Below are 25,713 nucleotides of genomic sequence, written 5' to 3' on the forward strand. Positions count from 1 at the left end.
GACGACAATCGCTATATGGGCGTCTCCCGCGATTCGCGGGGCCACCGCGGTCCGGGTTTCCCGGCCCCTGGGAGTGGACGCATAGCTCAGTTGGTAGAGCAGCTGACTCTTAATCAGCGGGTCCTAGGTTCGAGCCCTAGTGCGTCCACCATCCCCTCCCCTCCGACAGTCGAACAGCCGAAGAAGCGGGAGCGCGTGGCTGCGTCCCGGCCGAGCAATCACCCCCTCCGTCAGGCCGGCTCGCTGGCTCTCTGGGCGATAGCCTCCGCCACTCTTCCGTTCACTTCCTCGAGGTGATCGAAATGGGCGTCATACGTGGCCATGCCCTGGCTCAGGGCGCGAATGTCCTTGTGCAGGGCGGCTAGCTCCGCCTCGGGCACCATGGCTTCGATCGTGTCCCATCGCGACCATCCCTCGCGGGGGGTCATTCCAAGCACGCGAGCCCTGTGGCTCGCCAGGGCCGAGGTGATACGCGACGTTGCGCTGCCGGGCGTTGCGATGGTCACCTGATCAATCGGTTCGAGCAAGTAGGGTGCGCAAGCGGCAAGCGCTTCGGACATCGCGATCCGTCCAGCCATGCGGAAGGCGAGCTCCGAGCTGTCGACGCTGTGGTACGAACCGTCGACCAGCGTCACCGCGACATCGACGACGGGGTGTCCGAGCGGCCCTTTCAACATGGCGTCACGCACGCCATGCTCAACCGCGGGGATCCATTGCTTGGGAACCACGCCGCCAGAGATCTTTTCTTCAAAGCGAAAGCCTTCGCCCCTGGGCAACGGGCGGACCTCGATCACCACGTCTCCATACTGTCCGTGACCGCCGGATTGCTTCTTGTGCCGCCCGCGCTGGGTGGCGCTCTTGCGAATCGTCTCCCGGATCAGAACCGCGGCTTGCCTGGCCTCTACAGGTAACCCGTAGCGTCGTTTCAACCGATCGAGCGCGAGGGCGAGGTGTTCTTCGTTGATCCCGCGCAGAAGGGTCTCGTGAGTTTCCTCATTCGTTTCGCAGGCTAGCCCCAGATCCTCTTCAAGCAACTTCGCCAGGGCGGTGGAGAGGCGCACCTCGTCCTTATGGTCCTTCACGCCGATCGAAAGGGCGGAGTTGGGGGTGCGCTTGGCGCGCTGTTCCGGCGCCGAAGGTGTGACGCCTTCAGACAGGCGATGACCCGCGTGGACCGCGTCGGCTTTGGCAATTCCGACGACATCGCCTGGTTCGCCGCGCTTGAGCCTGATCGTGCCCCCTCCGTGAAGACCGAACAAGGCGCCGGCCCGATGACCGTCTCCGGTTGAGGAGTTCAGTTCGGTGCCCTCGTTGAGGGGTTTGCCGAATATCCGGGCGAGCGAAAGGCGCCCCACGGCGGTCTCGTTCGAAACCTTGAAGACCTCGATCACGGGCCCCTCGATCAGCAATCGTTCCGCGGTTGCGCTGGCCGAGGGCGTATCGTGGCGCAGGGCCTTGAGCAGGCGGCGCACGCCGAAGCCGTTGACCGCTGAGCCGAACATGACCGGGACGACGAGCCCCTCTGCCGTTTCGCGCTTGAGGTCGCCGAACACCGTCGCGAGGTCGGGAGTCTCGTCGCTGAGCAATTGCTCTAGAAGGGCGTCGTCATGGTCCGCCAACTGTTCGAGCAGATGAAACCGGGCTTTGCTCTCGGAGTCCTCCAACTCGGGCGGCAACGGAACCAGCTCCGACGCCTGTCCGGCGCGGTATTTGTAGGCGCGGTCGAGGGCGAGATCGACGAAGCCGACCACCTCCTCGCCCTTTCTGATGGGGATCTGCCGGGCGACCAGCGCGGCCTTGCTCAGCGGTTCGAGGGATTCGAGGAGGTCTTCGAGAGTTCCATGAGCTTTGTCGATTTTATTGACGAAAATTGCATGGGGAACTCCGCGGGCTTCTATGTCGCGCAGCAGGGGTTCGGCGAGCGCCGCGCGTTCGGGTTCGGGTGGCAGGACGACCAGTGCCAGGTCGGCAATATCGAGAGCCGCATCGGCCTCCGCCGCGAAACCGACCGATCCGGGAGCATCGAGCAGGATGTAATCGTCACCCGCCCAGTTGAAGCGCATGAGATTGAGCTCGGTCGACCCTCCCCGGGCGCGCGCTTCGGCACTGGCATCGCCTAGCGACGTGCCGGACTCGACCGAGCCGAGCCGGGGTATCGCGCCGGCTGCATGCAACAGCGCCTCTGCCAGGCTGGTCTTTCCAGCGCCTGCGGGGCCGACGAGCGCGATGACTCTCGCACCGCTGCCGATGGCATCCATGATCCTCTCCTTGGTTGCCTCCCGTCATGGAGCCCAAGGTGATCCCGTAGGTGGGAAGATTGACTCAAGCGGCGCGGAAGGCAACCCCAGATTCAAATTGGCAGGATTCGAATTGATGGTTCCGCTGAGGCGCCAGCTTGGTTAAGCGGTCGGGCGAAACATACTCATGAAGGGGATGACTGTTGAGCATTCTGCAGGGCCGGGTCGCGGTCGTGACCGGCGCCAGTTCGGGAATCGGTGAAGCCTGTGCCGTTTCGTTTGTCGAGAAGGGCGCCAAAGTCGTGCTCGCAGCTCGTCGGGTCGAGCGCTTGGCTGCGCTGGTCGAGCGTCTTGAGGCGATGGGCGGCGAAGCGCTCGCCGTCGCTACCGATGTCACCAGCGAAGGCGCAGTCGACAACCTCTTCGCCCAGGCGGTCGAGCGCTTCGGCACCGTCGACGTGGTGATCAACAACGCTGGGGTTGCCGACAGCACACCGGTCGACGAGATGTCGCTCGAAACCTGGGAGCAGGTGCTCACGACCAACCTCACCTCGGCCTTCCTCTGCAGCCGCGCGGCCTTCCGCGTGATGAAAGGCAAGGGCCGTGGGCGGATCATCAACATCGGCTCGATCTCGGCCCGCGTGCCGCGGCCCCACAGCCCGGCCTATGCCGCGAGCAAGTGGGGTCTCGATGGTCTGACGCGCTCGCTCGCAATCGACGGGCGCGAGCACAATATCGCCGCCTCGATCTTCCACCCCGGCATCGTCGCGACCGAGATCGCGCCAGGTGCAGTCAAGCTGCCGGAGAACTTCGCCGCTTCGCCGAAGGATATCGCCGACGTGATCATCCACATGTGCGACATCCCCGACCACCTCAACTTCTACGAGGGCATGGTCGTCCAGATCGACCTCCCGTTCCTCGGACGGGGCTGACTCTGAGGTGAAGGGCGACCTCGCCTGCTACAACATCGCGGACTTGCGCGAGCGGGCCCGGCGGCGGTTGCCTCACGGCATCTGGGAATACCTCGAGCGCGGCGTCGAAGACGAAGCCGGCATGGCCCGCAACCGCGCCGCGTTCGAGCAGGTGACCTTTCGACCACGCGTCCTGCGTGGCGTCCACGCGATCGATACCAGCGCGCAGATCTTCGGGCAGGCGACTCCCCTGCCCCTCGCCCTCGCCCCGACCGGGGCCGCAGGCCTGATGTGGTACCAGGGAGACCTTGCCCTCGCCCGGGCGGCGGCCAAGGCGGGCCTGCCGTTCACCATCTCCAGTGCCAGCACGATGGATCTCGAACAGATTGCCGTCGCGGGCGGACGGTTGTGGTTCCAGCTCTACTTGTGGGAGGACCGTGCGTTGTCCTTCGACGTTGTCCAGCGCGCGCATGAGCTAGGGTGCGAAGCGCTCTTCGTCACGCTCGACCTGCCGGTTCCACCCAACCGCGAATATATTCACCGCAACGGATTCGGCACGCCTTTCAAGCTCAACGCCCGCAACACCCTCGACGTATTGACGCATCCGCGTTGGCTGGCCGGCGTAATGGGGCGCTACTCGGTTAGCGGCGGTATTCCGACCCAGGCTAACCTGCCCGACCGCCTGCGAGCCAAGATAACCAAGGGCGCGCCTCCCGGAGCGCTGTTCAAACAGGACGATCTCGACTGGGACGGGGTGAAGGACTTGCGCGACCGCTGGCCAGGGAAGCTCATCCTCAAAGGGGTGCTTCATCCCGACGACGCCAGGCAGGCATTGGCGCTTGGGGCCGATGGCGTTGTGGTTTCAAACCATGGCGGCCGAGCGCTCGATTCCTCTATCGCCTCGATCGAGGCGCTGCCGGAAATCGTCTCCGCAGTCGGAGGCAAGATGACCGTGTTTCTGGACAGTGGCGTTCGGCGCGGTAGCGACATTATCAAGGCCGTGGCTCTCGGCGCCGACGCTGTGCTCGCGGGACGGGCGCCGCTCTACGGCCTGAGCGCCGCAGGCGAAGCCGGGGTTACGCGCGCGCTCGACCTGCTCAGGGCGGAAACGACGCGAACCATGGCCATGCTCGGCGCACGTTCGCTTGGCGAAGTCAGGGCACTGCTCGGTTGATGCGTTTGTTCCGTGAATTACTGGCCCTTGCCACGGCCCTGGCGTGCAGCTCGCAGGCCGCGGCCCAGGAAGCGGCCTCGCTTGACGCCCTTCTGCAGCAGGACGTCCGCCTGGCGACAATTGCCGAACGGCTAATGGGCGCCAACCATGAGCTATGCCGACAGCAGATGCCGCTGACCGGCATGATCCTGCACAGCCTCGATCAATACACGAAGGGCGGACAGGACGCCGCCTTCGTCAACGGTCCGATTGCCGTGTCTGCCGTTGTTCCGGGGTCGCCCGCTGAGGCGACCCTTCGACCTACGGACGGCCTGGCCGCGATCGGCACAACCCCGACAGCGGGAATGAAGGCAGACGGTAAGTCACCGGTGCGTGATACGGCCTTCGCGGCTTTGGCCGAACAACCGGCCCAAGGCCCGGTTCGGCTAGAGATCGTACGTCAGGGACAGGAACAGGCCGTTTCGCTCGATGCGAAACCCGGATGCCGCGTGTTGGTCGAGATCAGGGTCGCCGACGGGCTCAACGGTCGATCCGACGGACGGGTCATCCAGGTCAACTACGGGCTGGCGGCGGTCGCGACCGATGAAGAACTGGCAGTCGTCTTTGCCCACGAACTCGCTCACGTCGTGCTCGAACACCGTCGCCGGTTGAAGGCCGCGGGTGTCGACAAGGGGTTCTTCGGCGAGTTCGGGCGAAATCAGCAGCTCAACCGGCAAGTCGAGGTGGAAGCTGACCGGATGGCGGTCCATCTTCTCGCCAACGCTGGTTACGATCCCCGCATCGCTCCGAAATTCTGGCGCTCCAGCCTGGGTCAGCGCACGTCAGGCGGGCTGACCCGGAGCCGGGTCTATCCCTCGGCGGAAGCACGGGCGGTGTTGATCGAGCGGGAGATTTCGGACTATCTCGTCGCCGGCGCAGGACCGAGTTTTCCGGGGCACTTGCTGGCGCGGCGTGATCGGCCGTTCGACTAACTCAACCCTGCGCGCAACCCCGACCAGGCGCCTGGCTGATGTCGATGTATTGCCGGTCATAATAGGTCAGCGGTGTCGCGTCTTCACGATGGGTCGCGGCAATCAGCTCCCCGATGAAGATCGAGTGCGTACCGAAGTCGTGGCAGTGGACCCGGCGGCAAATGATGCTTGACTGCGCCGTGGCGAGAACCGGCACGCCATAGGCTTCTTCCCAAGCCCCGACTGCGAACCGATCCAGCGCACGATCCTTCATGAAGTGCTCCGCCACGTCCCGGTTTCCGAGACCCAGGACGTTGACGCAAAACGTGTCCGCCGTCGCGAGCGGAGCATGGAGCGAGGCCGTGCGATTGACGCACACCAGCAAGGAAGGCGGATCGAAACTCAGCGAACTCACCGCTGTCGCCAGAATCCCAAAGCGATCGCCGCCATGCCCGGTTGTCACCGCGTAAACGGTCGCGGCGACGTGCCGCATGGCGGAACGGAAAGAATCGAGAAGGTCCTCGCGGTTCTGGTTAGGCTCGGTCACAACGACTCCATGCGGCGGCAACTTTGATCACGCAAGCGGGGCTGTGTGAAACTCATGTCGAGGCCACTGCACAGCTTTTGTGACGGCGACGCCGCCTGGGCGTGTTTCAAGAGTTCAACTCCGATCCAGCAAGTGAATGTGATGAGCCCAATTGCCATCACATCATAATGTGATATACCGACTCCATGAACGCTTCAATCATCGATCGAGTCCGCGATCTCGTCAGCAACGGACGCATGACGCGGGCGGGCCTCGCCCGCGCTGCGGGCCTCCACGCCAATACCCTGCGTGACTGCACCGAGCCAACCTGGAACCCGACGGCCGACACTCTGGGGAAGCTGGACCGCTTTCTCTCCGCGAACGACGACACGCCGATCCTCGTGCCTATCGAACAGATCATCGACGAAGCCCGTAACGGCCGCATGTTCATCCTGGTCGACGATGAGGACCGCGAGAACGAGGGCGACCTGATCATTCCGGCGCAAATGGCAACGCCCGATGCCGTCAATTTCATGGCAACCCACGGCCGCGGCCTCATCTGCCTTGCCCTCGGTCAACCGCGGGTCGAGACTTTGGGTCTCCAGCCGATGAGCCGTAACAACCGCAGCCGTATGGAAACCGCCTTCACCACTTCGATAGAGGCGCGCGAGGGTGTCACCACGGGCATCAGTGCCGGGGATCGGGCGCGGACGATCTCCGTGGCCATCGACGCCAGCAAGGGTGCGGACGACATCGTCAGTCCTGGTCACGTGTTTCCGCTCGTCGCGCGCGAAGGCGGCGTCCTTGTCCGCGCGGGACATACCGAAGCGGCTGTCGACATCTCGCGTCTCGCGGGCCTCAATCCCTCCGGCGTGATCTGCGAGATCATGGCCGAGGACGGCACGATGGCGCGCCTCGACGATCTCATCCGCTTCGGTCGCATGCATGGTCTCAAGATCGGCACGATCCGCGATCTGATCGCCTATCGTCGGCGGCACGACCACCTGGTTGAAAAGCGCGCCGAGAGCCGTTTCACGAGCTTGTGGGGCGGCGACTGGCGAGCGATCAGCTTCTACAACAAGGCGACCAAGGGCGAGACCATGGCCTTGGTGAAGGGGCACATCGATCCCACGAAGCCGACCCTGGTGCGCATGCATGCCCTGTCTGTGTTCGACGACGTCTTTGCCCACGACACCGAACGGCAGGGGCTGCTTGAAGGGGCGATGCGGATCATCGGTGAGGAAGGCGCGGGTGTGGTCGTGCTGATCAATCGCCCCTCCCCTGGCCATGCTAGCAGCGCCATCCGCGCGCTGGAACGCAGCGAGCCGATCGACGATGGCGATATGCCTTCCGAGCAACGCGATTACGGCGTGGGCGCGCAGATCCTGGCGGAATTGGGGGTTCACGACATGATCCTGCTGACCAATACCCGCCACTCGCTCGTGGGACTCGAGGGCTACGACCTGTCGATTGTGGGCGAAAGGCCGATCGCCTCGGTGTGATCGGCCGCACGCTGGCGCTCAATGCAATTTGAGCCTCGGACGCACGATACGATTGACCTGCCCCACAAGGATGAGGGCCGACCCCTTCAGCCATCCGTGGATCGCGACGAGGTGCATCCGATAGAGCGATGTATAAACTAGCCGCGCCAGGCGTCCCTCGATGGCCATCCTTCCCCCAACCAAGCTCCCCATCAGGCTGCCGACGGTCGAGAAGCGGCTCAGTGAGACGAGCGATCCGTGATCGTGATAGACGAAGGGTTTGAGCGGTTTTCCATTCATGTCCCGGACGAGGTTGTCGAACACGGTCCGCGCCATTTGGTGAGCGGCCTGCGCCCTGGGCGGTACCGGCGCGGTTCGGCCCGGAAGCATACAGGAACAACAGTCCCCCATGGCGAAGATTCGCGGATCTCGCGTGGTCTGGAGGGTCTCCTTCACGACGAGCTGATTGATCCGGTTGGTTTCGAGATCGAGGTTCGCCAGGACCGGCGATGCTTTTACGCCGGCGGCCCAGACCAGCAAATCACCCTCGATCCGCTCGCCGCTCTCCGTCACAATCACGTGAGGCGCGGCCTCGGTTACCCGCACGTTCGTGAGAACACGGACCCCCAGAGCTTCCAGTTCGGCCTGCGCCGCTTCGGCGAGACGTTCGGGAAGAGCCGGGAGAATGCGCGGACCGGCTTCGATCAGGGTAATCTGAAGCCGGCTCTCATCGAAGACTTCCAGGCCATAGTACTTTAGGGCCGCGGCGGCATTGTAGAGCTCAGCGGCGAGTTCGACACCTGTCGCCCCGCCACCTACGATGACGATGCGTACATGGGCATCGCATGAGGGATCCTCGGTCATCTCCCGGGATACCCGCAAGCAGTGATCCAGAAGCCGGTTGCGAAAGCGATCTGCGCCGGTCCGATCGTCCAGGCGCATACAGTTTTCGGCCACCCCCGGGGTTCCGAAGTCATTCGAAATCGAGCCTATGGCAATCACGAGGTAATCGTAGCGGATCGTGTGCCGGGCGATGATTTCACTGCCATCCTCATCGAGCAGCGGCGCGATGATCACCTGCTGCCTCGCCCGATCCACGCTTTCGAGCGTGCCGAGGAAATAGCGGTAGCCCCAGCGATGGCAGTGGCTGCGGTAGCCGACCTCATCCAGGTTGGCATCTAGCGAGCCTGCCGCGACCTCGTGAAGCAGGGGCTTCCAGATATGAGTCCGGTTCTTCTCCAACAAGATGATGTCGTGGCGTTTGCGGCCGTATCGGGCGCCAAGACGGCGGACCAGTTCAAGTCCGCCCGCACCGCCCCCGACCACCACGATCTGAGTCTTGCGTTCCAACTCATTTCCCCCCTGCCGCCGCATGGACGGTCATTCGCGTGTGCCGCACAATGAGCCGTCGATCCGTTCACGTCCACAAGCTCTCGAGCAAGAATCTGTTCGATACGAGATAGTCGCCGCGCTTGTGCCCGCGCCGTGGACGACTAAGGAGGTCACGCCCGAACCGCGATGCGGCTCGCGGGCGCAGTCGAAGGCAATTTCCGGAGTAACGATGGCCCGCTTCCTGATCGTCGAAGCCCGCTTCTACGAGCACCTCAACGACATGCTGATCGCGGGTGCGCGCGAGGCGCTCGAAAATGCCGGACACCAGGTCGAAATTCTGACCGTGCCGGGAGCGCTCGAGGTTCCGGGCGCCATCGCTTCCGCCGCTGAGAGCGGCCGCTATGAAGGTTTCGTCGCGCTCGGGGTGGTTATCCGGGGCGAGACTTTCCACTTCGAGATCGTCGCCGGCGAGAGTGCGCGCGGTATCATGGCGTTGACCATGGACGGGCTCGCCGTCGGCAATGGCATCCTCACGGTCGAGAACGAAGCGCAGGCGATTGTCCGCGCCGATCCTGCCCAGCTCAACAAGGGAGCCGGTGCCGCCGAAGCGGCCCTCGCCCTGCTCGCAATCCGGGAGAAGTTTGCATGACAAGTCATTGGTCGATTAACGGAATTCCGCTCGTCCTTGGCGGTAACGTCTTTGGCTGGACCTCCGACGAGGCCACGAGCTTTGCAGTGCTTGACCGATTCTACGAAGCTGGCGGGCGCATGGTCGACACGGCCCAGGGCTATTCGGTCTGGGCGCCAGGACACGTTGGCGGCGAAAGCGAAGCGGTGATCGGGAACTGGCTGAAGAGCCGTGGCGTGCGCTCGGAAATGCGTATCGCCACCAAGACCGGCATGTTCGGCAAGCCTGGTGACCTGGCGCCGGATAAGGTGGCTGACGAACTCCAAAAGTCGCTTGAACGGCTCCAAACCGACTATGTAGATCTATACTACGCGCACCGGGACGAGAGCGAAACTCCGCAAGAGCAAGTTGCCGCCGGTTTCGATGCGCTGGCCAAGCAGGGCCTCGTTCGCGAGCTCGGCGCCTCGAACTTCAACGCCGAACGTCTCCGGGCCATTACCGACATCACACATGCCAGTGGGATGACCGGGTTCACCGTCCTGCAAAATGAATACAATCTCGTGATGCGCGACGAATATCCACAGGAGCTGCAGCAACTCTGCCTTGAGCGTGGAATTGCGATGCTTCCCTGGTTCGGCCTCGCCGCCGGGTTCCTCACCGGCAAGTATCGCACCCGCGCGGACCTCGAACGGCACAACCGCGGATCGAGCATTGAGCGCTTCTTCGACAAGGGCCTGACCGTCCTCCCGGCCCTCGACGCCGTGGTCTCTGAGACCGGGGCCAGCCACGGCGCGGTCGCCCTCGCCTGGCTGCTCAGGCAACCCGGCATCGCCGCGCCCATCGCCAGCGCGCGCGAGCCCGGGCAGCTCGACGTTCAGTTCGAAGCGCTGGAGCTGGAGCTGACGGAGGATCAGCTTGACCGTCTTGGCGCCGCTACAAGCTGAAATAGGCACCGACTGCGAAGATTTTGACGCGATGAAGCGTCACCCAGCAGTGGAAATGATGCTCCTGCGCGCGTCGCCGTGTTGATGTGACAGCCTTGTGACACTAAGCGCGCGACAACAGGAGACCGTAGCCCATTCGCCAGATTGCAGCCTTGCCTTACCTCATCGAGGGACCGGCGGCGGACTCGCCTGTCCGTCTGATGCTGGTAACGACACGTGGCGCGCGCGGTCGATGGGTCATACCCAAAGGCAACGCCAGCGCCGATCCGCCCCATGTCAGCGCGGCCAGGGAAGCCGAAGACGAAGCCGGCGTTCGCGGCGCGGCCTGCCCGACGCCGCTTGGCAGCTATCGCTATCGCAAGCGCCAGCGGAATGGCGCGACATTGATGCTCGACGTCGATGTCTTTCCGTTGGCGGTGACCGAGGAGCTGGTGCGCTGGAAGGAACAGGGGGAGCGCGAACGGCGCTGGTTCAGTCTCAGCGAAGCCGCCGAAGCCGTCGAGGAAGAAGATCTCCGTAACCTGATCCGCTCGTTCGCGCCGTCCGAATTCATGGCCGCAGCGCGACGGGCAACCTTGTTCGATACCGTAGTTCGCAAATCAAGGATGGATGCCATGTTTGGCTGGTTCCAACGCCTGCTTCCGAAGACAGGCAATTTCTTCGAAATGTTCGAAGCCCATGCGGCAATCATCCTGGCTGCGGCCGATGCCACGGCGCGATTGCTCGACAACCCGACTGAGCCGGATCACATCCGCGAAATCAACGAACGCGAACACGACGCGGATGAGCTCAATCGCACGGTGCTGCAAACGGTGCGCCAGACCTTCCTCACCCCGTTCGACCGCGGCTCGATCGCATCACTCATTAGCGCCATGGACGACACGGTCGATGAAATGCAGGCCACGGCGAATGCCATTGGCCTCTATGAGGTGACCGCAATCCCGCAGGAAATGAAAGACATGGTGGCCATCATCGTCGACGCCGCCCGCGTCACGGCCGAAGCCATTCCGTTGCTGCGCGATGTCGGCAGGAATGCGGGCCGCCTGCATGAGCTGACCGAACGCCTGGTCCGCATGGAGAGCCACGCCGATGCCATCCATGCTGCCGGCCTGAAGCGCGCCCTGCGCGAGCATGGAGCCAGCAACACCCTGCAGTTCGTGACCGATCGCGAGGTCTACAAACACCTCGAACGCATCACCGACGCCTTTGAGGACGTGGCCGACGAGATCGACGGCATCGTGATCGAACACGCCTGACAGGCTGACACGCCATGCACGAACTGGCCTTTCCGCTCCTTGTCGGCCTCATCCTCATCGCGCTCGCGTTCGACTTCCTCAATGGCCTTCACGACGCCGCCAACTCGATCGCGACCGTGGTGGCCACGCGGCTGCTGTCGCCAGTCAGAGCCGTGCTGTTTGCAGCGTTCTTCAACTTCGCAGCCTACTTCCTCACCATCGCCATCCCGAGCTTGCACGCGGTGGCCGAAACCATCGGCAAGGGCCTGATCGACAAGGATGTCGTCACCCCGGCGGTGATCTTCGGCGCACTGGTTGGAGCGATGTTCTGGAATGTCGTTACCTGGCTCAAAGGCATTCCTTCGTCGAGCAGCCATGCGCTCGTCGGGGGTCTCGTCGGCGCCGGCGTGGCTCATGCGGGGATCGAGGGGATTCAGTGGTCGGGTCTCAACAAGACCCTGCTCGCCATCGTGCTCTCGCCGACAATCGGCATGTTCCTGGCGATGTTCGTCATGCTCGCCAGCAGCTGGGGTCTGCAAAAAGCCACTGCCGTCAACGCGGAACGAACGTTTCGTGGGCTGCACCTCGTTTCGTCGGCGGCCTACTCGCTCAGCCACGGCCTGAACGACGCGCAGAAGACGATGGGGATCATCACCGTGCTCCTCTATTCGACGGGCAATCTGCACGGCGAATTCGAGGTACCACACTGGGTGGCGATCTCCTGCTACCTCGCCATCGCGCTGGGTACGATGACCGGTGGCTGGAAGATCATCGAGACGATGGGCTCGCGCATTACCAAACTCTCGCAGCATCAGGGCTTCAGCGCTTCGCTGGCCGGATCGATCGTCGTGTTTTCGGCGTCCACGCTCGGTATTCCGGTATCGACCACGCACACCATCACGGGTTCGATCATCGGCGCAGGCGTAGCCAGGCGGGCCTCGTCGGTCCGCTGGGGCATTGCCCGCAACGTCATGATGGCCTGGATCATCACCATCCCGGCCTCGGGCCTGGTCGGAGCGCTGTTCTACCTTATCACCCGGCTGTTCTGAGCGGGCTTACAGCAACCATTCGATCGGCAGGCGGGATAGGAGCCAGATCCCGCCACGCTGGAACGCCGTCGTGCCGGGTTCCTTCGTGTGAACGATAGTGAGACCGTCGCGGCGCTCGATCCAGTTGAGTTCGCCATCGTCCGTCAGGACGATCTCGTAAGCGTTCCCGGGGATCAGGCTGTCGAATGAATCCGACACGGCGCCGGCCAGCGCCGGGCTTTCGATCACGAAGCCTTGCTCGGTGTTGAGATGCATCGAGCGCGGATCGAAGTTGAACGAGCCGATGAACAATTTCTGCCGGTCGACTGCGAAGGTCTTGGCATGGAGGGTTGTCGCGGAAGAGCGTAACACGGGCCCGCCGTCGGAGCGCCGACCGCTGCCTGAGCCCATCGAGGTGAGGCGACGCCTTCTGTCGTCGATGCCGTCCACCGCGCTGGCCCGCATTTCGAACACGCGGACGCCCTTCTCCAGCATCTCGCGCCGGTAATGGGCGTAGCCTGCATGAACGATCCACACGTCGCTGGCCTCGAAGGCGTTCGTAAAGACCGCCGTGTCGACGCCCCGCTCAGCCAGGCGTCCCAATTCATCGACGCCTGCCTGGGTCGGAACAAAGTAACCGGAGATGAGGCGCAGTTCGCTGCTGGGATCGCCGATAGCCTTGTGAAGCGTATTCATCAGGAGACCGTCCTCCTTGCCCTTGCCCACGCCTTTGGCGGGGTCGTCGCTGAGCATGCGCACCGGAGCCCAGGCGAACGGGAGTGTGCCGTCGAGGACTTGCGCGATGAAGGGAAGTTCCTTGATCGCCGCCACGTATTCACGCGCCGCCGCGCTAGTTTCGACCAGCGAGGCGTTACGGTGGATGAGGTCGGGATCGGAATCGGAGGGTGGTGAGAGAATGCGCTCGGCCGGATAGGCCGACTGACTGGCCCAGTACCGGTCGAAATCGGCCGACACATGGTCTACCACCGGGCCGATCGCGAGCACGTCGAGATCGGCGAACAGCCCGCCTTCGGCCGCGGAGAAGTACTCGTCGCCGACGTTCCGCCCGCCGATCACGGCGGCCTGGTTGTCGGCGATGATTCCCTTGTTGTGCATACGCCTGTTGAGCCGGAAGAAGTCGGTCGCATAACCGACCATCTTCGGCTTGCGGATGACGAAGGGATTGAACAGCCGGATCTCGATGTTCGGATGGCGGTCGAGCGCGGCGAGGACGTGGTCCATGCCGGCGATGCCGTTGTCGTCGAGCAGCATACGCACTCGCACGCCCCGCTCGGCGGCATCGAGCATGGCTTCGAGCATCAGAGTGCCAGACAGGTCCTTGTGCCAGATGTAATACTGCACATCGAGCGTGCGCGTGGCCGCGCGGGCGAGCAGGACGCGGGCAGCGAAGGCGTCGTACCCGTCGATCAGCATGTGAATGCCCGAGTCCTCGCCATGCCCGGAGCGCAGATCGGCAACACCTTGACCCAGCGGTGTGTCAGCGGTCTCGGTGTAGTGGCGCGAGGCCGGTCGCGGTTCCAGGGGCGGCAGAGGGTTGGCGAGACGAATGATCAGGACGCCGAGCGCGAAGACCGCGACACTGGCGGCGACCCATTGTGCAATCAACCACAGCATCGATCGCTTCGGTTTGCCTTTCAACGGCCCTGTCCGCCTTGCAGCCTGCATCGGGTAGCAGAAGGACCGAGAACCTCAAATCCTCCTTGTCGCGAAGCGATGGGGAGGTGGCAGACGACGAAGTCGCTAATGGAGGGGCCAGGCGCTGCAGCCCCGCCACCACGACGGATGCACCGCCGTGGTCTCCCTCCCCATCCGCTCTGCGGACAGGGAGGAACTCTGCTTACCAGATGCGCACGCGCTGCTCGGGCGGAAGGTAGAGCTTGTCGCCCGGCTTAACTCCGAAGGCGTCGTACCAGGCGTCGAGATTGCGGACGGTCAGCGCGCGATACTGGCCAGGGGCGTGGCCGTCGGTGGCGATACGCTGGCGCATGGCTGCTTCACGCATCTTGGTCGCCCAGGACTGGGCATAGGCGATGAAGAACCGCTGATCGCCCGTGAACCCGTCGATATCCGCCGCCGGCTTGCCACCCAGCGACGCGTGGTAGGCGTCGAATGCCGCAGCGAGGCCGGCCACGTCGGCAATGTTCTCGCCAAGGGTGAGGCCGCCGCGAACGTGAAGGCCAGGGAACGGCTCGTAAAGATCGTATTGGTCCGAAAGCGCCTTGCCTGCCTTATCGAACTGCGCGCGGTCGGCGTCGGTCCACCAGTTGCGCATCGCGCCGGTGGAGTCGAACTCCGCCCCGTTGTTGTCGAAGCTGTGGCTGATCTCGTGGCCGATGACTGCACCGATGGCGCCGTAGTTGAACGCCGGGTCGGCCTTGGGATCGAAGAACGGCCGCTGCAAAATGGCCGCCGGGAAGTTGAGCGCGTTCTGCACCGGCAGGTTCACTGCGTTGACCAGCTGCGCGTTCATCCACCATTCGCGCTTGTCGAGCGGCTTGCCGATCTTGGCGAGCTGTTGCTGGTAGCGCAGCTTCTCCGCAGCCTGCTTGTTGGCATAGGCGGTGCCGGGATCGAGTTTTAGCGAGGAATAGTCGGTCCAGGTGTCCGGATAGCCGACGCCGACGTCCATCGACTCCACCTTGGCCTTGGCCTCGGCCTTGGTTTCCGGCGCCATCCACTCAATCGCGTCGATTCGCTTGGAGAACGCCGCCTTGATGTTCTCAACCATCGACTGGATTTCCGCCTTGGCGGAGGCCGGGAAATACTTATCGGTGTAGAGCTTGCCGAGCGCATCGCCGATGTTCGCGTTGACAGCCGAAAGCGCGCGCTTCTCACGTGGCCGCGCTTGCTCCGCTCCGGTGAGCTGGGTGCCGTAGAAGGCGAAGCTCAGTTGATCGAGCTTGCTTGGCAGGACGGCAGTGTTCTGGTTGATCTGATGGAAGGTCAGCCAGTCCTTCCAGGCCTCGAGCGGCTCGGAGCCGACAAGTGCCGCGATCTTGGGGATGGCGTTGGCATGGTAAGCGTTGAATTTCTGTTGGCTGCCTAGCTGGGCGGCGTCGAAGAAGCTCTTCCAGTCGAGCCCAGGCGCCTTCTTGGCGAAGTCCGCCGGGGTCCAGACGGCTTTGGCCACCTGCCAGTCGTCGCTTTCCTCTCGCGTCGAATGAGCGCGGGCAATCTTGACCTCAAGGTCGTAGATCCGCTGCGCCTTTGCCGCTGCATCGGCAATGCCGGCGGCCGTGAGCAAGTCGGCGACGTACTTGCGGTAAGCCGCCTGGTTGGCCTTCATGTCAGGCTCGGACGAGAGGTAGTACTCGCGCTCGGGCATGCCTAGCCCGCCCTGGAGGATGTAGGGCATGACCTCCCCGCCAACGAGCGCCTGCGTCACGAACACGCCGAACAGGTTCTCGGTCTCGAAGTTGGTAGCGTTGAGCGGGTCGACGTCGGCCCGCACATTGCCGCCCAGTTCGCGCGCGAGCGCGGTCTTGTCCTTGATCGCGGCGATGCGCTGCAGGTCGGCCTGGACGGGCTCCATCCCGAGCTTGTCGATCGTCGCCGTGTCGAGGAACGCGTCGTAATACGCCTTGACCCGAGCCGCGTCGGTACCGGCCTCAGGCTCCGACTTCTCAAGGTCCGCCAGCAAGACCTCGAGGTTCTTCTCAGTCTGCTGGTCCGCGACCCAAAATGCGCCGATGCTCGAACGGTCCGCGGGGATCTCGTTCGCTTTCATCCAGCCTTCGTTGGCGTAACCGTAGAAATCGTCACCCGGCTTTATGGCGGTGTTCATGGCCATGAGGTTGATGCCAACCTCGGTGCCCGGAGTGACTGCTTCCGTCTCGCCTTCAACCATATTGCAGGCGACCGGGCCGAGCGTGAGGGTGGCAACGCCCAGCAGGAGGGCGGCAGCGAGGCGAGTTTTCATGAAGTGCTTTCCCGTGAGGCGCGAACCGAGGCGCATTCTAGTTTCTAATGGAACTGCATAGAGTCCCGGGGCGACTGCCGCAAGAAACGTCCGTCGACGCCGATAGGTCCTTGGTCGATGGTCAACGGGCGGCGGCCAGCTCGAAGCCGACGCGCGTTCCGGGGCCGAGGGGCAAGTCGAACGCCACCCAGCCCGCCACGATCAACGACCCTGCGAGGTAGAAGGCGATCGCAAAGGGCAAGGTCGCCGACAGCAAGGTGCCGAGCCGCATTTTCGGGTTCCAGCGCTGGCAGTAGATCAACACCAGCACGAAGTAGGGATTGAGCGGCGAAATCAGGTTGGTCACGGTGTCGCCCACGCGATAGGCCGCCGTGGTCATTTCGGGCGAGATGTCGAGCAACATCAGCATCGGCACCGCAACCGGCGCCATGGCGGTCCATTTGGCAGAACCCGAAGCGATCAGGAAATCGAGCCAGGCCGATGCCGTGGTCAGCATCGGCAGCAGTAGCGCAGGCGGTGCGTTGAGCGAGCGCAGGAACTCCGATCCGTTGATCGCGGTGATGGGAGCCAGGTTGGACCAGCCAAACATCGCCACGAAGTGCGCCGCGAAAAAGGCGATAACCAGGTACGGCAACATCCCTTCCAGGCCCTCGGCCATGAACCGGATGACGTCCCGATGACCTTTGATCGTCCCGGCGCCCTTGCCGAAGGCCCAGCCGCAGCCGAGCAGCAGGACGAAGAGGATCGCGGCGATCGAGCGGTAGAAAGGGACGATGCGCTCTCCCGGCTCGGCCGACATATCGTAGAGCGGCCTGAAACCCGGCGTGAAGATCAGCGCGGCAGTGGCCAGGACCACGAGCAGCGCGGTCAAGCCCGCCGCGCGAAGGCCCTTGCGCTCCTCGGGCGTGAGTTCAGACGGCGCGGGTTGCACCTGGCCCTCCTCGCCGCTCCACGCTTCGAGCCGCGGGCCGACGATCTTCGCGGCGATAAGCCAGCCAAGGCCTACGAAAGCCACCGCGATTGCAATTAGAAACCACCAATTGCCGAGCGGATTCATCGTCCAGCTCGGCTCAAGCAACGCGGCCCCGGTTTGGGTTATCCCGAGGATCAGCACGTCGTACTGTCCTGGCAACAGGTTACCCGCAAGGCCCGTGGCGCAGCCGACGAAGCCCAGGATCAGGCCGAGCACGGGGTTGCGCCCGGCATTGGCGAAAACAACTCCCGCGAGGGGGATATAGACCAGGTACCCTGCGTCGACCGCATGGACCGTGAGCATGCCGAGCAGGATCACCGCGGGCGACAACAGACGGTCCGAAATGCCTCGCACCGCCTTGCGGATCAGCGCCGAAAGCAGCCCGGACTTCTCGGCCACCCCGGCTCCGAGCATGATCGTCAGTACCAGGCCGAGCGGCGGGAAGCCGGTATAGGTCCGCGGCATCTCTGTCAGCAACTGACGGACCAGCTCTTCGGAGAGCAAGCTCTTGGCCGCCAGCGTCTCGCCGGTTGCCGGGTTGACCGCTGTCCAGCCCATGCCCGCGCCGGCAGCCGAGATGGCAACGAGCACCACGATGATAAACGCGAAGATCGCCACCGGATCGGGCAGCGAGTTGCCGAGGCGCTCGACGGTGTCGAGAAAGCGGTCCCCGCGCGTGCGAGGCACCGACCCGGTCGAAGCAGTTGACGCCATCCGTCAATCCCCCCGCGTCCCGAGGGGATTAGACGTTAAGCGCGACGGCTTGGCAAGCTAAACGGCAAGCCTCCCGAAGCAGCCCAGTCCGGCGTAGTGGGCGCTATCACCCAGCTCTTCCTCGATACGGATGAGCTGGTTGTACTTGGCGAGCCGGTCGGACCGGGCGAGCGAGCCCGTCTTGATCTGCCCGCAGTTGGTCGCCACGGCGAGATCGGCAATTGTCGAATCCTCGGTCTCGCCCGAGCGGTGGCTCATCACGGCGGTGTATCCGGCGCGGTGCGCAATATCGACTGCCTGGAGGGTCTCGGTCAGGGTGCCGATCTGATTGACCTTCACCAGCAGCGAGTTCGCCAGCCCCTTCCCGATACCCATCCGCAGGCGTTCCGGGTTGGTCACGAAGAGGTCGTCGCCGACGAGCTGGACCCGGTCACCGATCTTGTCGGTCAACGCCTTCCAGCCTTCGAAGTCGTCTTCGCTCATGCCGTCCTCGATCGAACGGATCGGATAGGCTTGGGTCAGATCGGCGAGATAGTCGGCGAACTCGGCCGGTGAGAGGCTCAGCCCTTCCCCGCTTATCTCGTACTTGCCGTTCTTGAAGAATTCGGTCGAAGCGCAGTCGAGCGCGAGCACGACGTCGCTGCCGGGCTTGAACCCCGCCTGCTCTACGGAAGCCATGATGAAGTCGAGCGCGTCACGAGTGCTGGCAAGGTTCGGCGCGAAGCCACCTTCGTCCCCGACCGCCGTCGCCAGGCCCTTCTGGTGCAGGCCCTTCTTCAGCGTGTGGAATATCTCGGAACCCCAGCGGACCGCTTCGGCCAGAGTCGGTGCGCCCACCGGCATGACCATGAATTCCTGGAAGTCGATCGGGTTGTCGGCATGCTCGCCGCCATTGATGATGTTCATCATCGGCACCGGCAGGACGTGCGCTGACACTCCGCCGACATAGGCCCACAAGGGCATGCCCCGCGCGCTGGCTGCGGCCTTGGCGACGGCCAGGCTTGTCCCGAGGATTGCATTGGCGCCCAGGCGGGCCTTGTTCGGCGTGCCGTCGAGTGCAAGCATCGCAAGATCGACCTCGCGCTGGTCCTCCGCATCAAAGCCGAGCAGCGCTTCCGCGATCTCGCCATTCACCGCGGCAACCGCCTTGGTAACGCCCTTGCCAAGGTAGCGCCCCTTGTCGCCATCGCGCACCTCCACCGCCTCGTGCGCGCCGGTCGACGCGCCGGAAGGAACCGCGGCACGCCCGAAACTGCCGTCCTCAAGCCAGACGTCGACCTCGACCGTCGGATTGCCGCGGCTATCGAGGATTTCGCGAGCGTGGATGTCGAGGATGGCGGTCATTCTAAGCTCCAGGGCGGGTGTTGCATTTCAGTAAGACACCCCCAATATCGTGGAGGTCGAGGCGTCCTATGCGGCGGAACCAAGAGGTGCAAGCCGCGTTCGATTCCGGAGTTGGCGGGGATCGCAAACCTGCCAAGAATTGGATAAGAGTTGCCCGATCTTCTGGGCGAATGGAAAGGGAAATCATGGCCGAGACTGCTGCCAACACCGCCAAGCCACGCAAGAGCTCGGCCAAGAAGACCGAGATCAACGGCACGGCTCTCGAAACCTCGAATACCGCCGAGGCCAAGTCACGCTTCAACGCCGCGCTTGAAGAAGCCCGCGCCGGGGCTATGGCCCTGGGCGCTGAAGCGCGCGAACGGGCGTCGGCCTATCGCAGCCAGGCCTCAACGACCGGTGGCGACTGGGCCGCGGAAGCCAAGACCAAGGCAGCCGAACTTGCCAACGACGGCAAGAAGGGCGCCAGCGGGGCGTTGACAAGCCTCAGCCGTCTGGTGGCCGACAATGCCGGCACGATCGAGCAGAACCTGGGAGCCAAGTACGGCGACTATGCCCGCACGGCGTCCCAGAAGTTGCAGGAGACCGGCCAGGCGCTGGACCAGAAGAGCCTTGATCAGCTGGGCGACGACGCGCGCGAGTTCGTGCGGAAGAGCCCTGGCGTCGCCATCGGCATTGCCGCGGCTGCGGGCTTCCTGCTGGCACGTCTGTTTCGGCGGTGAATCTGCCGGGGGGTGGAGAAGAACTCGTCCCGATCGATCGGGACGAGGAAGCGTCGTTGCCGTCAGACGATGAAGCACAGGACAGCGCGTTAGGGGAACCGGACGACCGGTCTCTGCGTGAAGATGTCGAAGCGCTCATCGAAGACGGCAAGACGTACCTCGAAGCCGAGCTGGTCTTTCAGAAGACCCGCGCCGCCTATGTCGCGGATCGGGCGAAGGGTGCCGTGATATTCGGGGCCGTTGCCGCGGTCCTGGCCTTTCTCGCTCTCATCGGGCTGACCGTCGGCCTCATCATCGCGCTTACTCCCTTGATTACCGCCTGGGGAGCTAGCGCCGTGGTTGTGGCGTTGCTGGCCATCGCGGCGATACTTTGCGTCAGGACCGCCGGAAAGCGCTGGAGCAAGGTCATGGCCGCGATCGAAGGCCCTGATGGAGAGCGGCGATGAGCGATATCGAGCACCGTCTGGGGGAAGACCGAATGCTGCGTGACGCGGCGCTCGGCTTGTTCAAGGCCGATCTCGCCCTGATCCGTGCCGACATCGCCGAACGCGGGATCGGCACGCGGATCAAGGACCGCATCGGCGAAGGCACGGCCGACATGATCGAAGACGCCGTCGACTATGCCGAGGAAAACCGAGGCAAAATCGCCGCCGCGGTGGCCGCGGTGGTGCTGTGGTTTGCCCGCGGCCCCATCATAGACGCGCTCGGCCGCCTGTTTGACGACGGCGAAGAGGAAGATGCGGAACTTGTCGAGCCGGACAGCCGTTCCGCCTAAGACCAGATTTCACGGGGAGTTACAGACGATGACCGATGCCAAGCGCCAGACCCTCAAGCAGAAGGTCGCAACCGGACAGGCGCGCGTCAAACAGCGGACCAAGGGCGAAAACACCACGACCGTCGTCGACCGCGCGGGCGAGAAGGCTATCGAGGCCAAGGACAAGGTATTCAGCTTCGCCAAGGAGCACCCGATCGCGACGGTCGCCGGTGCCGTGGTCGTCGGGGCGCTGATCAGCACCCTGTTCAAGCGCTCGCCAACACGCGAGGTCGCAACCAAGGCGGCGAGCCGGGCTTCGGGCCTCGCGGTAGTCGGAGCCCAGTTGGCGCTGGCCTACGCCCAGCAAGCGATGTCGGCAGCGGGCCAGGCCGCCAAGGCTGGGGCGGACAAGTTTGACGGTGTAGGCGATGGCGCGCTCGATTTCGGTCGGGACGCGGCCGGAAAGGCAGGCAAGCTAGGTGAGAGTGCCGCTTTGGCGGCTCGCGATGCCGGCAAGCGGCTCAGCCAAGCATGGCGCGACAGATAGACTGATCGGTTGGGTTGCGATGCCTCCCCGCCCTAAGTAACGGGTGAAACCGACTCATATGGGCGAAAGGGCATTTTTGATGGGGAAGCAACTTCTACACCTGGTCATGGGCGGCCGAGTGGTCGATCCGCAAGGTGTCGAGTTCCAGAACCTCAACGAACTGGATATCGTGGGAATCTATCCCAACTACGCCGCGGCCGAAGAAGCCTGGCGTGCGTGTGCCCAGCGAACAGTTGACGATGCGGAAATGAAGTACGTGATCGTCCACCTCCACCGCCTGCTCGAACCCGAGCTGCCGGCGAGCTAACCGAATTTTCCCTCCCTTCTGAACATGGCGCTCAGGCGGGAGGGAAATTCGATCAGACGAACTCGATCTTTTCCACTTGGTAGAAGCGGTCGCCCGAGGGCACCGTCACTTCGACTTCGTCACCGACCTGCTTACCGATCAGCGCGCGGCCGAGCGGGGAATCGTACGAGATGCGGCCCTGGCGCACATCGGCCTCTGTCTGCCCGACGATCTGGTAACGCTGGGGTTTGTCGTCGTCATCCAGCACCGTGACCGTGGCGCCGAACACGATCCGGTCGCCAGAAAGCGTCGAAGGATCGATGATCTGCGCACGCGAAACACGGTCTTCGATCTCGGCGATCTGCGCCTCGACCTGACCCTGGCGTTCTTTGGCGGCGTGGTATTCGGCGTTCTCCGAAAGATCACCGTGTGCGCGGGCTTCCTCGATCGCGTCAACGATCTTCGGCCGCTCCTGCCGCAAAACCTGGAGGTCGGCGGTAAGCTTTTCGTAGCCTTCCGCCAGCATCGGCACTCTTTCCATGGTCTTCCCTGTCCGTCCTCATTGCCCCGTCAAAGAAACCCATCCCCGCACGGTCGGCGGTTTCGCCAGGTTTCGAATGTCGGGGGAAACGTCTCAGCTATAATAGTCTTGCAATGAACGCACTTCAAGGTCGCTAACCCTAACCGAGGTAATGGCCTTCGCCACCGCCGCGGATGCCGCAGCCGTCGTGTAATAGGGAACCTTGGCGGTTAGAGCCGACGCGCGGATCGACTGGCTGTCCTTGTGGCTCTGCCAACCCTCGGTGGTGTTGAAGATCAGCGCCACATCACCGTCGATGATCTTGTCGACGATGTGCGGCCGTCCTTCAGCCACCTTGTTGACCCGCGTAACCGGTACGCCTGCTTCGGCCAGGTACTGGGCAGTCCCACCCGTCGCGACGATGTCGAAACCCTTCTCCACCAGCTGTTTAACAGCAGGAAGAATGTGCGGCTTGTCGCTGTCCTTCACCGATACAAACAGCGTCCCGGACTCGGGCAGCCATGTCCCTTCGCCAAGCTGCGACTTGATGTAGGCGGTCGGGAAATCCCGATCGATTCCCATGACTTCGCCGGTGGACTTCATTTCCGGCGTCAGCACCGGGTCGGACCCCGGGAAGCGCGCAAACGGGAACACCGCTTCCTTCACCGTCATGTAGTCTATCCGCCAGTCGATCGGCGGCAGATCGGCGAGCTTCTCGCCAGCCATGACGCGCGATGCCAGCTTGGCAATGGGCAAGCCGATCGCCTTGGCGACGAACGGCACCGTGCGGCTCGCGCGGGGGTTCACCTCGATCAGGTAGACCACGCCATCCTTCACCGCGAACTGGACATTCATCAGGCCCTTGACGCCCAGCGCCAGTGCCAACGCTTCGGCCTGGCGCTCCATCTCCGCGACGATTTCGTCGGAGAGGCTGTATGGCGGCAGAGTCGCCGCGCTGTCGCCCGAGTGGACGCCGGCTTCCTCGATGTGTTGCATGACACCGGCCACAACGACCTTCTCGCCATCGCACAGCGCGTCGACATCGCATTCGATCGCGTCCCGCAGGTACTGGTCGATCAGCACTGGGCTGTCGCCCGAAACGTTGACCGCCGTGGCGATGTACGAATCGAGCTGCGCTTCGGAATCGACGATCTCCATGGCGCGCCCCCCGAGCACGTAACTCGGACGGAGCAGCACCGGATAACCAATCCTCGCGGCGACAGCGGCCGCCTCGTCGCGGCTGCGGGCGATGCCGTTCATCGGCTGCTTGAGACCGAGCTTGTCGACCAACTGGGCGAAACGCTCGCGGTCTTCGGCGAGGTCGATGGCGTCCGGCGAGGTGCCGAGGATCGGAATTCCTGCAGCTTCCAGCGTATCCGCCAGCTTGAGAGGTGTCTGGCCGCCGAACTGGACGATCACCCCGACCAATTCCCCCCTGGATTGCTCCACGCGTAGAATCTCGAGCACATCCTCGGCCGTTAGCGGCTCAAAATAGAGACGATCCGAAGTGTCGTAGTCGGTCGAGACCGTCTCAGGATTGCAGTTGACCATGATCGTCTCGAACCCGGCCTCGCTCAACGCGAAGCAGGCGTGGACGCAGCAGTAGTCGAACTCAATGCCCTGCCCGATCCGGTTCGGACCGCCACCAAGGATGACGATCTTGCGTCGGTCGCTCGGATCAGCCTCGTCCTCCGCCTGGCCGAAGCTCGGCGCCTCGTAGGTCGAATACATGTAGGGCGTGATCGCCTCGAACTCGGCCGCGCAGCTATCGATGCGCTTGAACACTGGCAGCACGCCGAGACGGTGACGCAGCGCGCGCACTTCGTCCTCGCTAGTCGCACCAGCCATGGCCACTAGCGCATCGTGCAGCAGGCCCGAGCGCCGGGCCTGGGTTTCGGCCAGACCTCCCGCGACACCGACGGAACGAACGGCCAGCGTGGCGAGGCGTTTGTCGGAAAAGCCCATGGCCTTGAGGCGGCGGAGGCCGTCCGCGTCGTTCGGCAAGCCTTCGCGGCTAATGATCGCCTCTTCGGCAACGATCTCGCAAATGTGACGCAGGAACCAAGGGTCGTAATGCGTGATTGCCTGGACTTCCTCGACGGTGAAGCCTTCGCGGAATGCCTGGCCTACCTTGAGCAAGCGATCGGGCGTCTGCTGGGCCAGCGCGGCGACGATTTCCTCGCGTCCGGCGCCTTCGAGTTCAAGCACGCGGTTAAAGCCGTCCAGCCCTGTTTCGAGACCACGGAGCGCTTTCTGCAGGCTTTCCTTGAAGTTACGGCCGATCGCCATGACCTCGCCGACCGACTTCATCGCCGTCGAAAGTTCGGCCTTGGCGCCCTTGAACTTTTCGAAGGCAAAACGGGGGATCTTGGTAACCACGTAGTCAATCGTCGGCTCGAATGCCGCGGGCGTTGCGCCCGTGATCTCGTTAGTGATCTCGTCGAGTGTGTAGCCGACCGCCAACTTGGCGGCGACGCGGGCGATCGGGAAGCCGGTGGCCTTCGAAGCCAGTGCCGAGGACCGCGAAACTCGCGGGTTCATCTCGATCACGATCAGGCGGCCATCCTTGGGATTGACTGCGAACTGGACGTTCGAACCCCCTGTTTCAACGCCGATTTCCCGCAGCACGGCAAGGCTCGCGCTGCGCATGATTTGGTATTCCTTGTCGGTCAGCGTCAGCGCCGGAGCGACAGTGATCGAGTCGCCCGTGTGGACGCCCATCGGATCGACGTTTTCGATCGAGCAGATGATGATGGCATTGTCGTGCTTGTCGCGCACGACCTCCATCTCGTACTCCTTCCACCCGAGCAACGATTCCTCGATCAGGACTTCCGTGGTGGGGCTGGCGTCGAGGCCCGAGCGGACGATCGCCTCGAACTCGGCGCGGTTGTAGGCCACGCCGCCACCGGTGCCGCCAAGCGTAAAGCTGGGGCGAATGATCGAGGGAAGACCGGTCCGTTCGAGTACCTGGTAAGCCTCGTCGACGCTATGCGCGAGGCCGGAACGGGCGCTTTCGAGCCCGATCTTGTCCATCGCCTCGCGGAAGCGCTGGCGGTTCTCGGCCTTGTCGATCGCGTCGGCGTTGGCGCCGATCATGGTCACGCCGTACTTGTCGAGCGTGCCGTCGTTGTAGAGCGCCAGCGCGCAATTGAGCGCGGTCTGGCCACCCATCGTCGGCAGCAACGCGTCGGGTCGCTCCTTCTCGATGATCTTGGCTACGATCTCAGGCGTGATCGGTTCGACATAGGTCGCGTCGGCGAATTCCGGATCGGTCATGATCGTCGCCGGGTTGGAGTTGACGAGGACCACGCGGTAGCCCTCCTCCTTCAACGCCTTGATTGCCTGAGTGCCGGAATAGTCGAACTCGCAGGCCTGACCGATGATGATCGGGCCGGCACCGATGACGAGGATCGAGGAGATGTCAGTACGTTTGGGCATTAGGGCTGCTTCGATCCAATCAGGGGGGCTTT

Annotated in this window: 22 protein-coding genes and 1 tRNA gene; 14 read left to right on the forward strand and 9 right to left on the reverse strand. The window is 63.6% G+C overall.

Translation table 11 applies throughout. The features are described 5' to 3' along the window. Positions 1–75 precede the first annotated feature (75 nt). Positions 76–151 (forward strand) — tRNA-Lys (locus KK137_RS05485). A 79-nt stretch (positions 152–230) separates the two neighbouring features. Here KK137_RS05485 and KK137_RS05490 read toward each other — a convergent pair. Beyond that, on the reverse strand, positions 231–2,258 hold the full coding sequence (locus KK137_RS05490; RefSeq protein ID WP_214535149.1) for an elongation factor G: 2,028 nt from the start codon (positions 2,256–2,258) through the stop codon (positions 231–233). A gap of 182 nt (positions 2,259–2,440) precedes the next feature. On the opposite strand from KK137_RS05490, the gene KK137_RS05495 reads away from it, so the two are divergent. From KK137_RS05495 to KK137_RS05505, 3 genes are read left to right on the forward strand one after another with little or no spacing between them, the layout of a single operon-like run. Beyond that, on the forward strand, positions 2,441–3,169 hold the full coding sequence (locus tag KK137_RS05495) for an SDR family oxidoreductase (protein ID WP_214535151.1): 729 nt from the start codon (positions 2,441–2,443) through the stop codon (positions 3,167–3,169). A 7-nt stretch (positions 3,170–3,176) separates the two neighbouring features. Further along, the gene (locus KK137_RS05500; RefSeq protein ID WP_214535153.1) at positions 3,177–4,322 is read left to right on the forward strand and encodes an alpha-hydroxy acid oxidase; all 1,146 of its coding nucleotides are present in this window, start codon (positions 3,177–3,179) and stop codon (positions 4,320–4,322) included. Further along, positions 4,322–5,293 (forward strand): M48 family metallopeptidase, encoded by a 972-nt coding sequence (locus KK137_RS05505; RefSeq protein ID WP_214535154.1) that lies wholly within the window; start codon positions 4,322–4,324, stop codon positions 5,291–5,293. The genes KK137_RS05500 and KK137_RS05505 overlap by 1 nt, the downstream gene beginning before the upstream one ends. Position 5,294: 1 nt before the next feature. Here KK137_RS05505 and KK137_RS05510 read toward each other — a convergent pair whose 3' ends face one another. Further along, positions 5,295–5,819, reverse strand: coding sequence for a flavin reductase family protein (locus KK137_RS05510; protein WP_214535156.1), 525 nt, complete (start codon positions 5,817–5,819; stop codon positions 5,295–5,297). 185 nt (positions 5,820–6,004) lie between these two features. Here KK137_RS05510 and ribB point away from each other — a divergent pair, with 185 nt between their 5' ends. Further along, a complete protein-coding gene (gene ribB, locus KK137_RS05515) occupies positions 6,005–7,300 on the forward strand; it encodes a 3,4-dihydroxy-2-butanone-4-phosphate synthase (RefSeq protein ID WP_214535158.1) in 1,296 nt (431 codons plus the stop codon). Positions 7,301–7,318: 18 nt separating this feature from the next. Here the strand turns inward: ribB and KK137_RS05520 are convergent, their stop codons facing one another. Then, positions 7,319–8,653 (reverse strand): NAD(P)/FAD-dependent oxidoreductase, encoded by a 1,335-nt coding sequence (locus KK137_RS05520; RefSeq protein ID WP_214535160.1) that lies wholly within the window; start codon positions 8,651–8,653, stop codon positions 7,319–7,321. A 187-nt stretch (positions 8,654–8,840) separates the two neighbouring features. Here KK137_RS05520 and ribH point away from each other — a divergent pair, with 187 nt between their 5' ends. The 4 genes from ribH (at position 8,841) to KK137_RS05540 (ending at position 12,467) form a co-directional block, all read left to right on the forward strand. Next, entirely contained in the window at positions 8,841–9,260 is a 420-nt protein-coding gene (ribH, locus tag KK137_RS05525; RefSeq protein ID WP_214535162.1) for a 6,7-dimethyl-8-ribityllumazine synthase, read from the forward strand. Further along, entirely contained in the window at positions 9,257–10,183 is a 927-nt protein-coding gene (locus KK137_RS05530) for an aldo/keto reductase (protein ID WP_214535168.1), read from the forward strand. Before ribH ends, KK137_RS05530 begins: the two co-directional genes overlap by 4 nt. 197 nt (positions 10,184–10,380) lie before the next feature. After that, positions 10,381–11,439, forward strand: a complete 1,059-nt coding sequence (locus KK137_RS05535) for a DUF47 family protein (protein WP_250893738.1) — start codon at positions 10,381–10,383, stop codon at positions 11,437–11,439. Positions 11,440–11,453: 14 nt separating this feature from the next. Next, positions 11,454–12,467, forward strand: a complete 1,014-nt coding sequence (locus KK137_RS05540; RefSeq protein WP_214535172.1) for an inorganic phosphate transporter — start codon at positions 11,454–11,456, stop codon at positions 12,465–12,467. Between the two features lie 6 nt (positions 12,468–12,473). Here the strand turns inward: KK137_RS05540 and KK137_RS05545 are convergent, their stop codons facing one another. From KK137_RS05545 to eno, 4 genes are all read right to left on the reverse strand, one after another. Continuing rightward, entirely contained in the window at positions 12,474–14,105 is a 1,632-nt protein-coding gene (locus tag KK137_RS05545; protein WP_250893595.1) for a phospholipase D family protein, read from the reverse strand. Positions 14,106–14,304: 199 nt separating this feature from the next. Continuing rightward, complete coding sequence (locus tag KK137_RS05550; protein WP_214535174.1) at positions 14,305–16,386, reverse strand: M13 family metallopeptidase; 2,082 nt, start codon at positions 16,384–16,386, stop codon at positions 14,305–14,307. Positions 16,387–16,507: 121 nt separating this feature from the next. After that, positions 16,508–18,073, reverse strand: a complete 1,566-nt coding sequence (locus KK137_RS05555) for an AbgT family transporter (RefSeq protein WP_214535175.1) — start codon at positions 18,071–18,073, stop codon at positions 16,508–16,510. Between the two features lie 57 nt (positions 18,074–18,130). Then, a complete protein-coding gene (gene eno, locus KK137_RS05560; protein ID WP_214535177.1) occupies positions 18,131–19,417 on the reverse strand; it encodes a phosphopyruvate hydratase in 1,287 nt (428 codons plus the stop codon). Positions 19,418–19,602: 185 nt separating this feature from the next. On the opposite strand from eno, the gene KK137_RS05565 reads away from it, so the two are divergent. The 5 genes from KK137_RS05565 to KK137_RS05585 all read left to right on the forward strand — a co-directional run bounded on the left by KK137_RS05565 (position 19,603) and on the right by KK137_RS05585 (position 21,744). After that, positions 19,603–20,136, forward strand: coding sequence for a hypothetical protein (locus KK137_RS05565; protein ID WP_250893596.1), 534 nt, complete (start codon positions 19,603–19,605; stop codon positions 20,134–20,136). Next, positions 20,133–20,582 (forward strand): phage holin family protein, encoded by a 450-nt coding sequence (locus KK137_RS05570; protein ID WP_338027983.1) that lies wholly within the window; start codon positions 20,133–20,135, stop codon positions 20,580–20,582. The genes KK137_RS05565 and KK137_RS05570 overlap by 4 nt, the downstream gene beginning before the upstream one ends. Beyond that, on the forward strand, positions 20,579–20,911 hold the full coding sequence (locus tag KK137_RS05575; RefSeq protein WP_214535178.1) for a hypothetical protein: 333 nt from the start codon (positions 20,579–20,581) through the stop codon (positions 20,909–20,911). The genes KK137_RS05570 and KK137_RS05575 overlap by 4 nt, the downstream gene beginning before the upstream one ends. A gap of 28 nt (positions 20,912–20,939) precedes the next feature. Next, positions 20,940–21,437 (forward strand): hypothetical protein, encoded by a 498-nt coding sequence (locus KK137_RS05580; protein WP_214535179.1) that lies wholly within the window; start codon positions 20,940–20,942, stop codon positions 21,435–21,437. Positions 21,438–21,516: 79 nt separating this feature from the next. Then, positions 21,517–21,744 (forward strand): DUF4170 domain-containing protein, encoded by a 228-nt coding sequence (locus KK137_RS05585; protein WP_214535180.1) that lies wholly within the window; start codon positions 21,517–21,519, stop codon positions 21,742–21,744. A 52-nt stretch (positions 21,745–21,796) separates the two neighbouring features. Here KK137_RS05585 and greA read toward each other — a convergent pair whose 3' ends face one another. Together greA and carB are read right to left on the reverse strand one after the other, a co-directional pair. Then, positions 21,797–22,264, reverse strand: coding sequence for a transcription elongation factor GreA (greA, locus tag KK137_RS05590; protein WP_214535181.1), 468 nt, complete (start codon positions 22,262–22,264; stop codon positions 21,797–21,799). Positions 22,265–22,357: 93 nt separating this feature from the next. Beyond that, positions 22,358–25,681, reverse strand: a complete 3,324-nt coding sequence (gene carB / locus KK137_RS05595) for a carbamoyl-phosphate synthase large subunit (RefSeq protein WP_214535182.1) — start codon at positions 25,679–25,681, stop codon at positions 22,358–22,360. Positions 25,682–25,713 lie beyond the last annotated feature (32 nt).

Source organism: Croceibacterium selenioxidans (assembly GCF_018599195.1).
Taxonomy (GTDB): domain Bacteria; phylum Pseudomonadota; class Alphaproteobacteria; order Sphingomonadales; family Sphingomonadaceae; genus Croceibacterium_A; species Croceibacterium_A selenioxidans.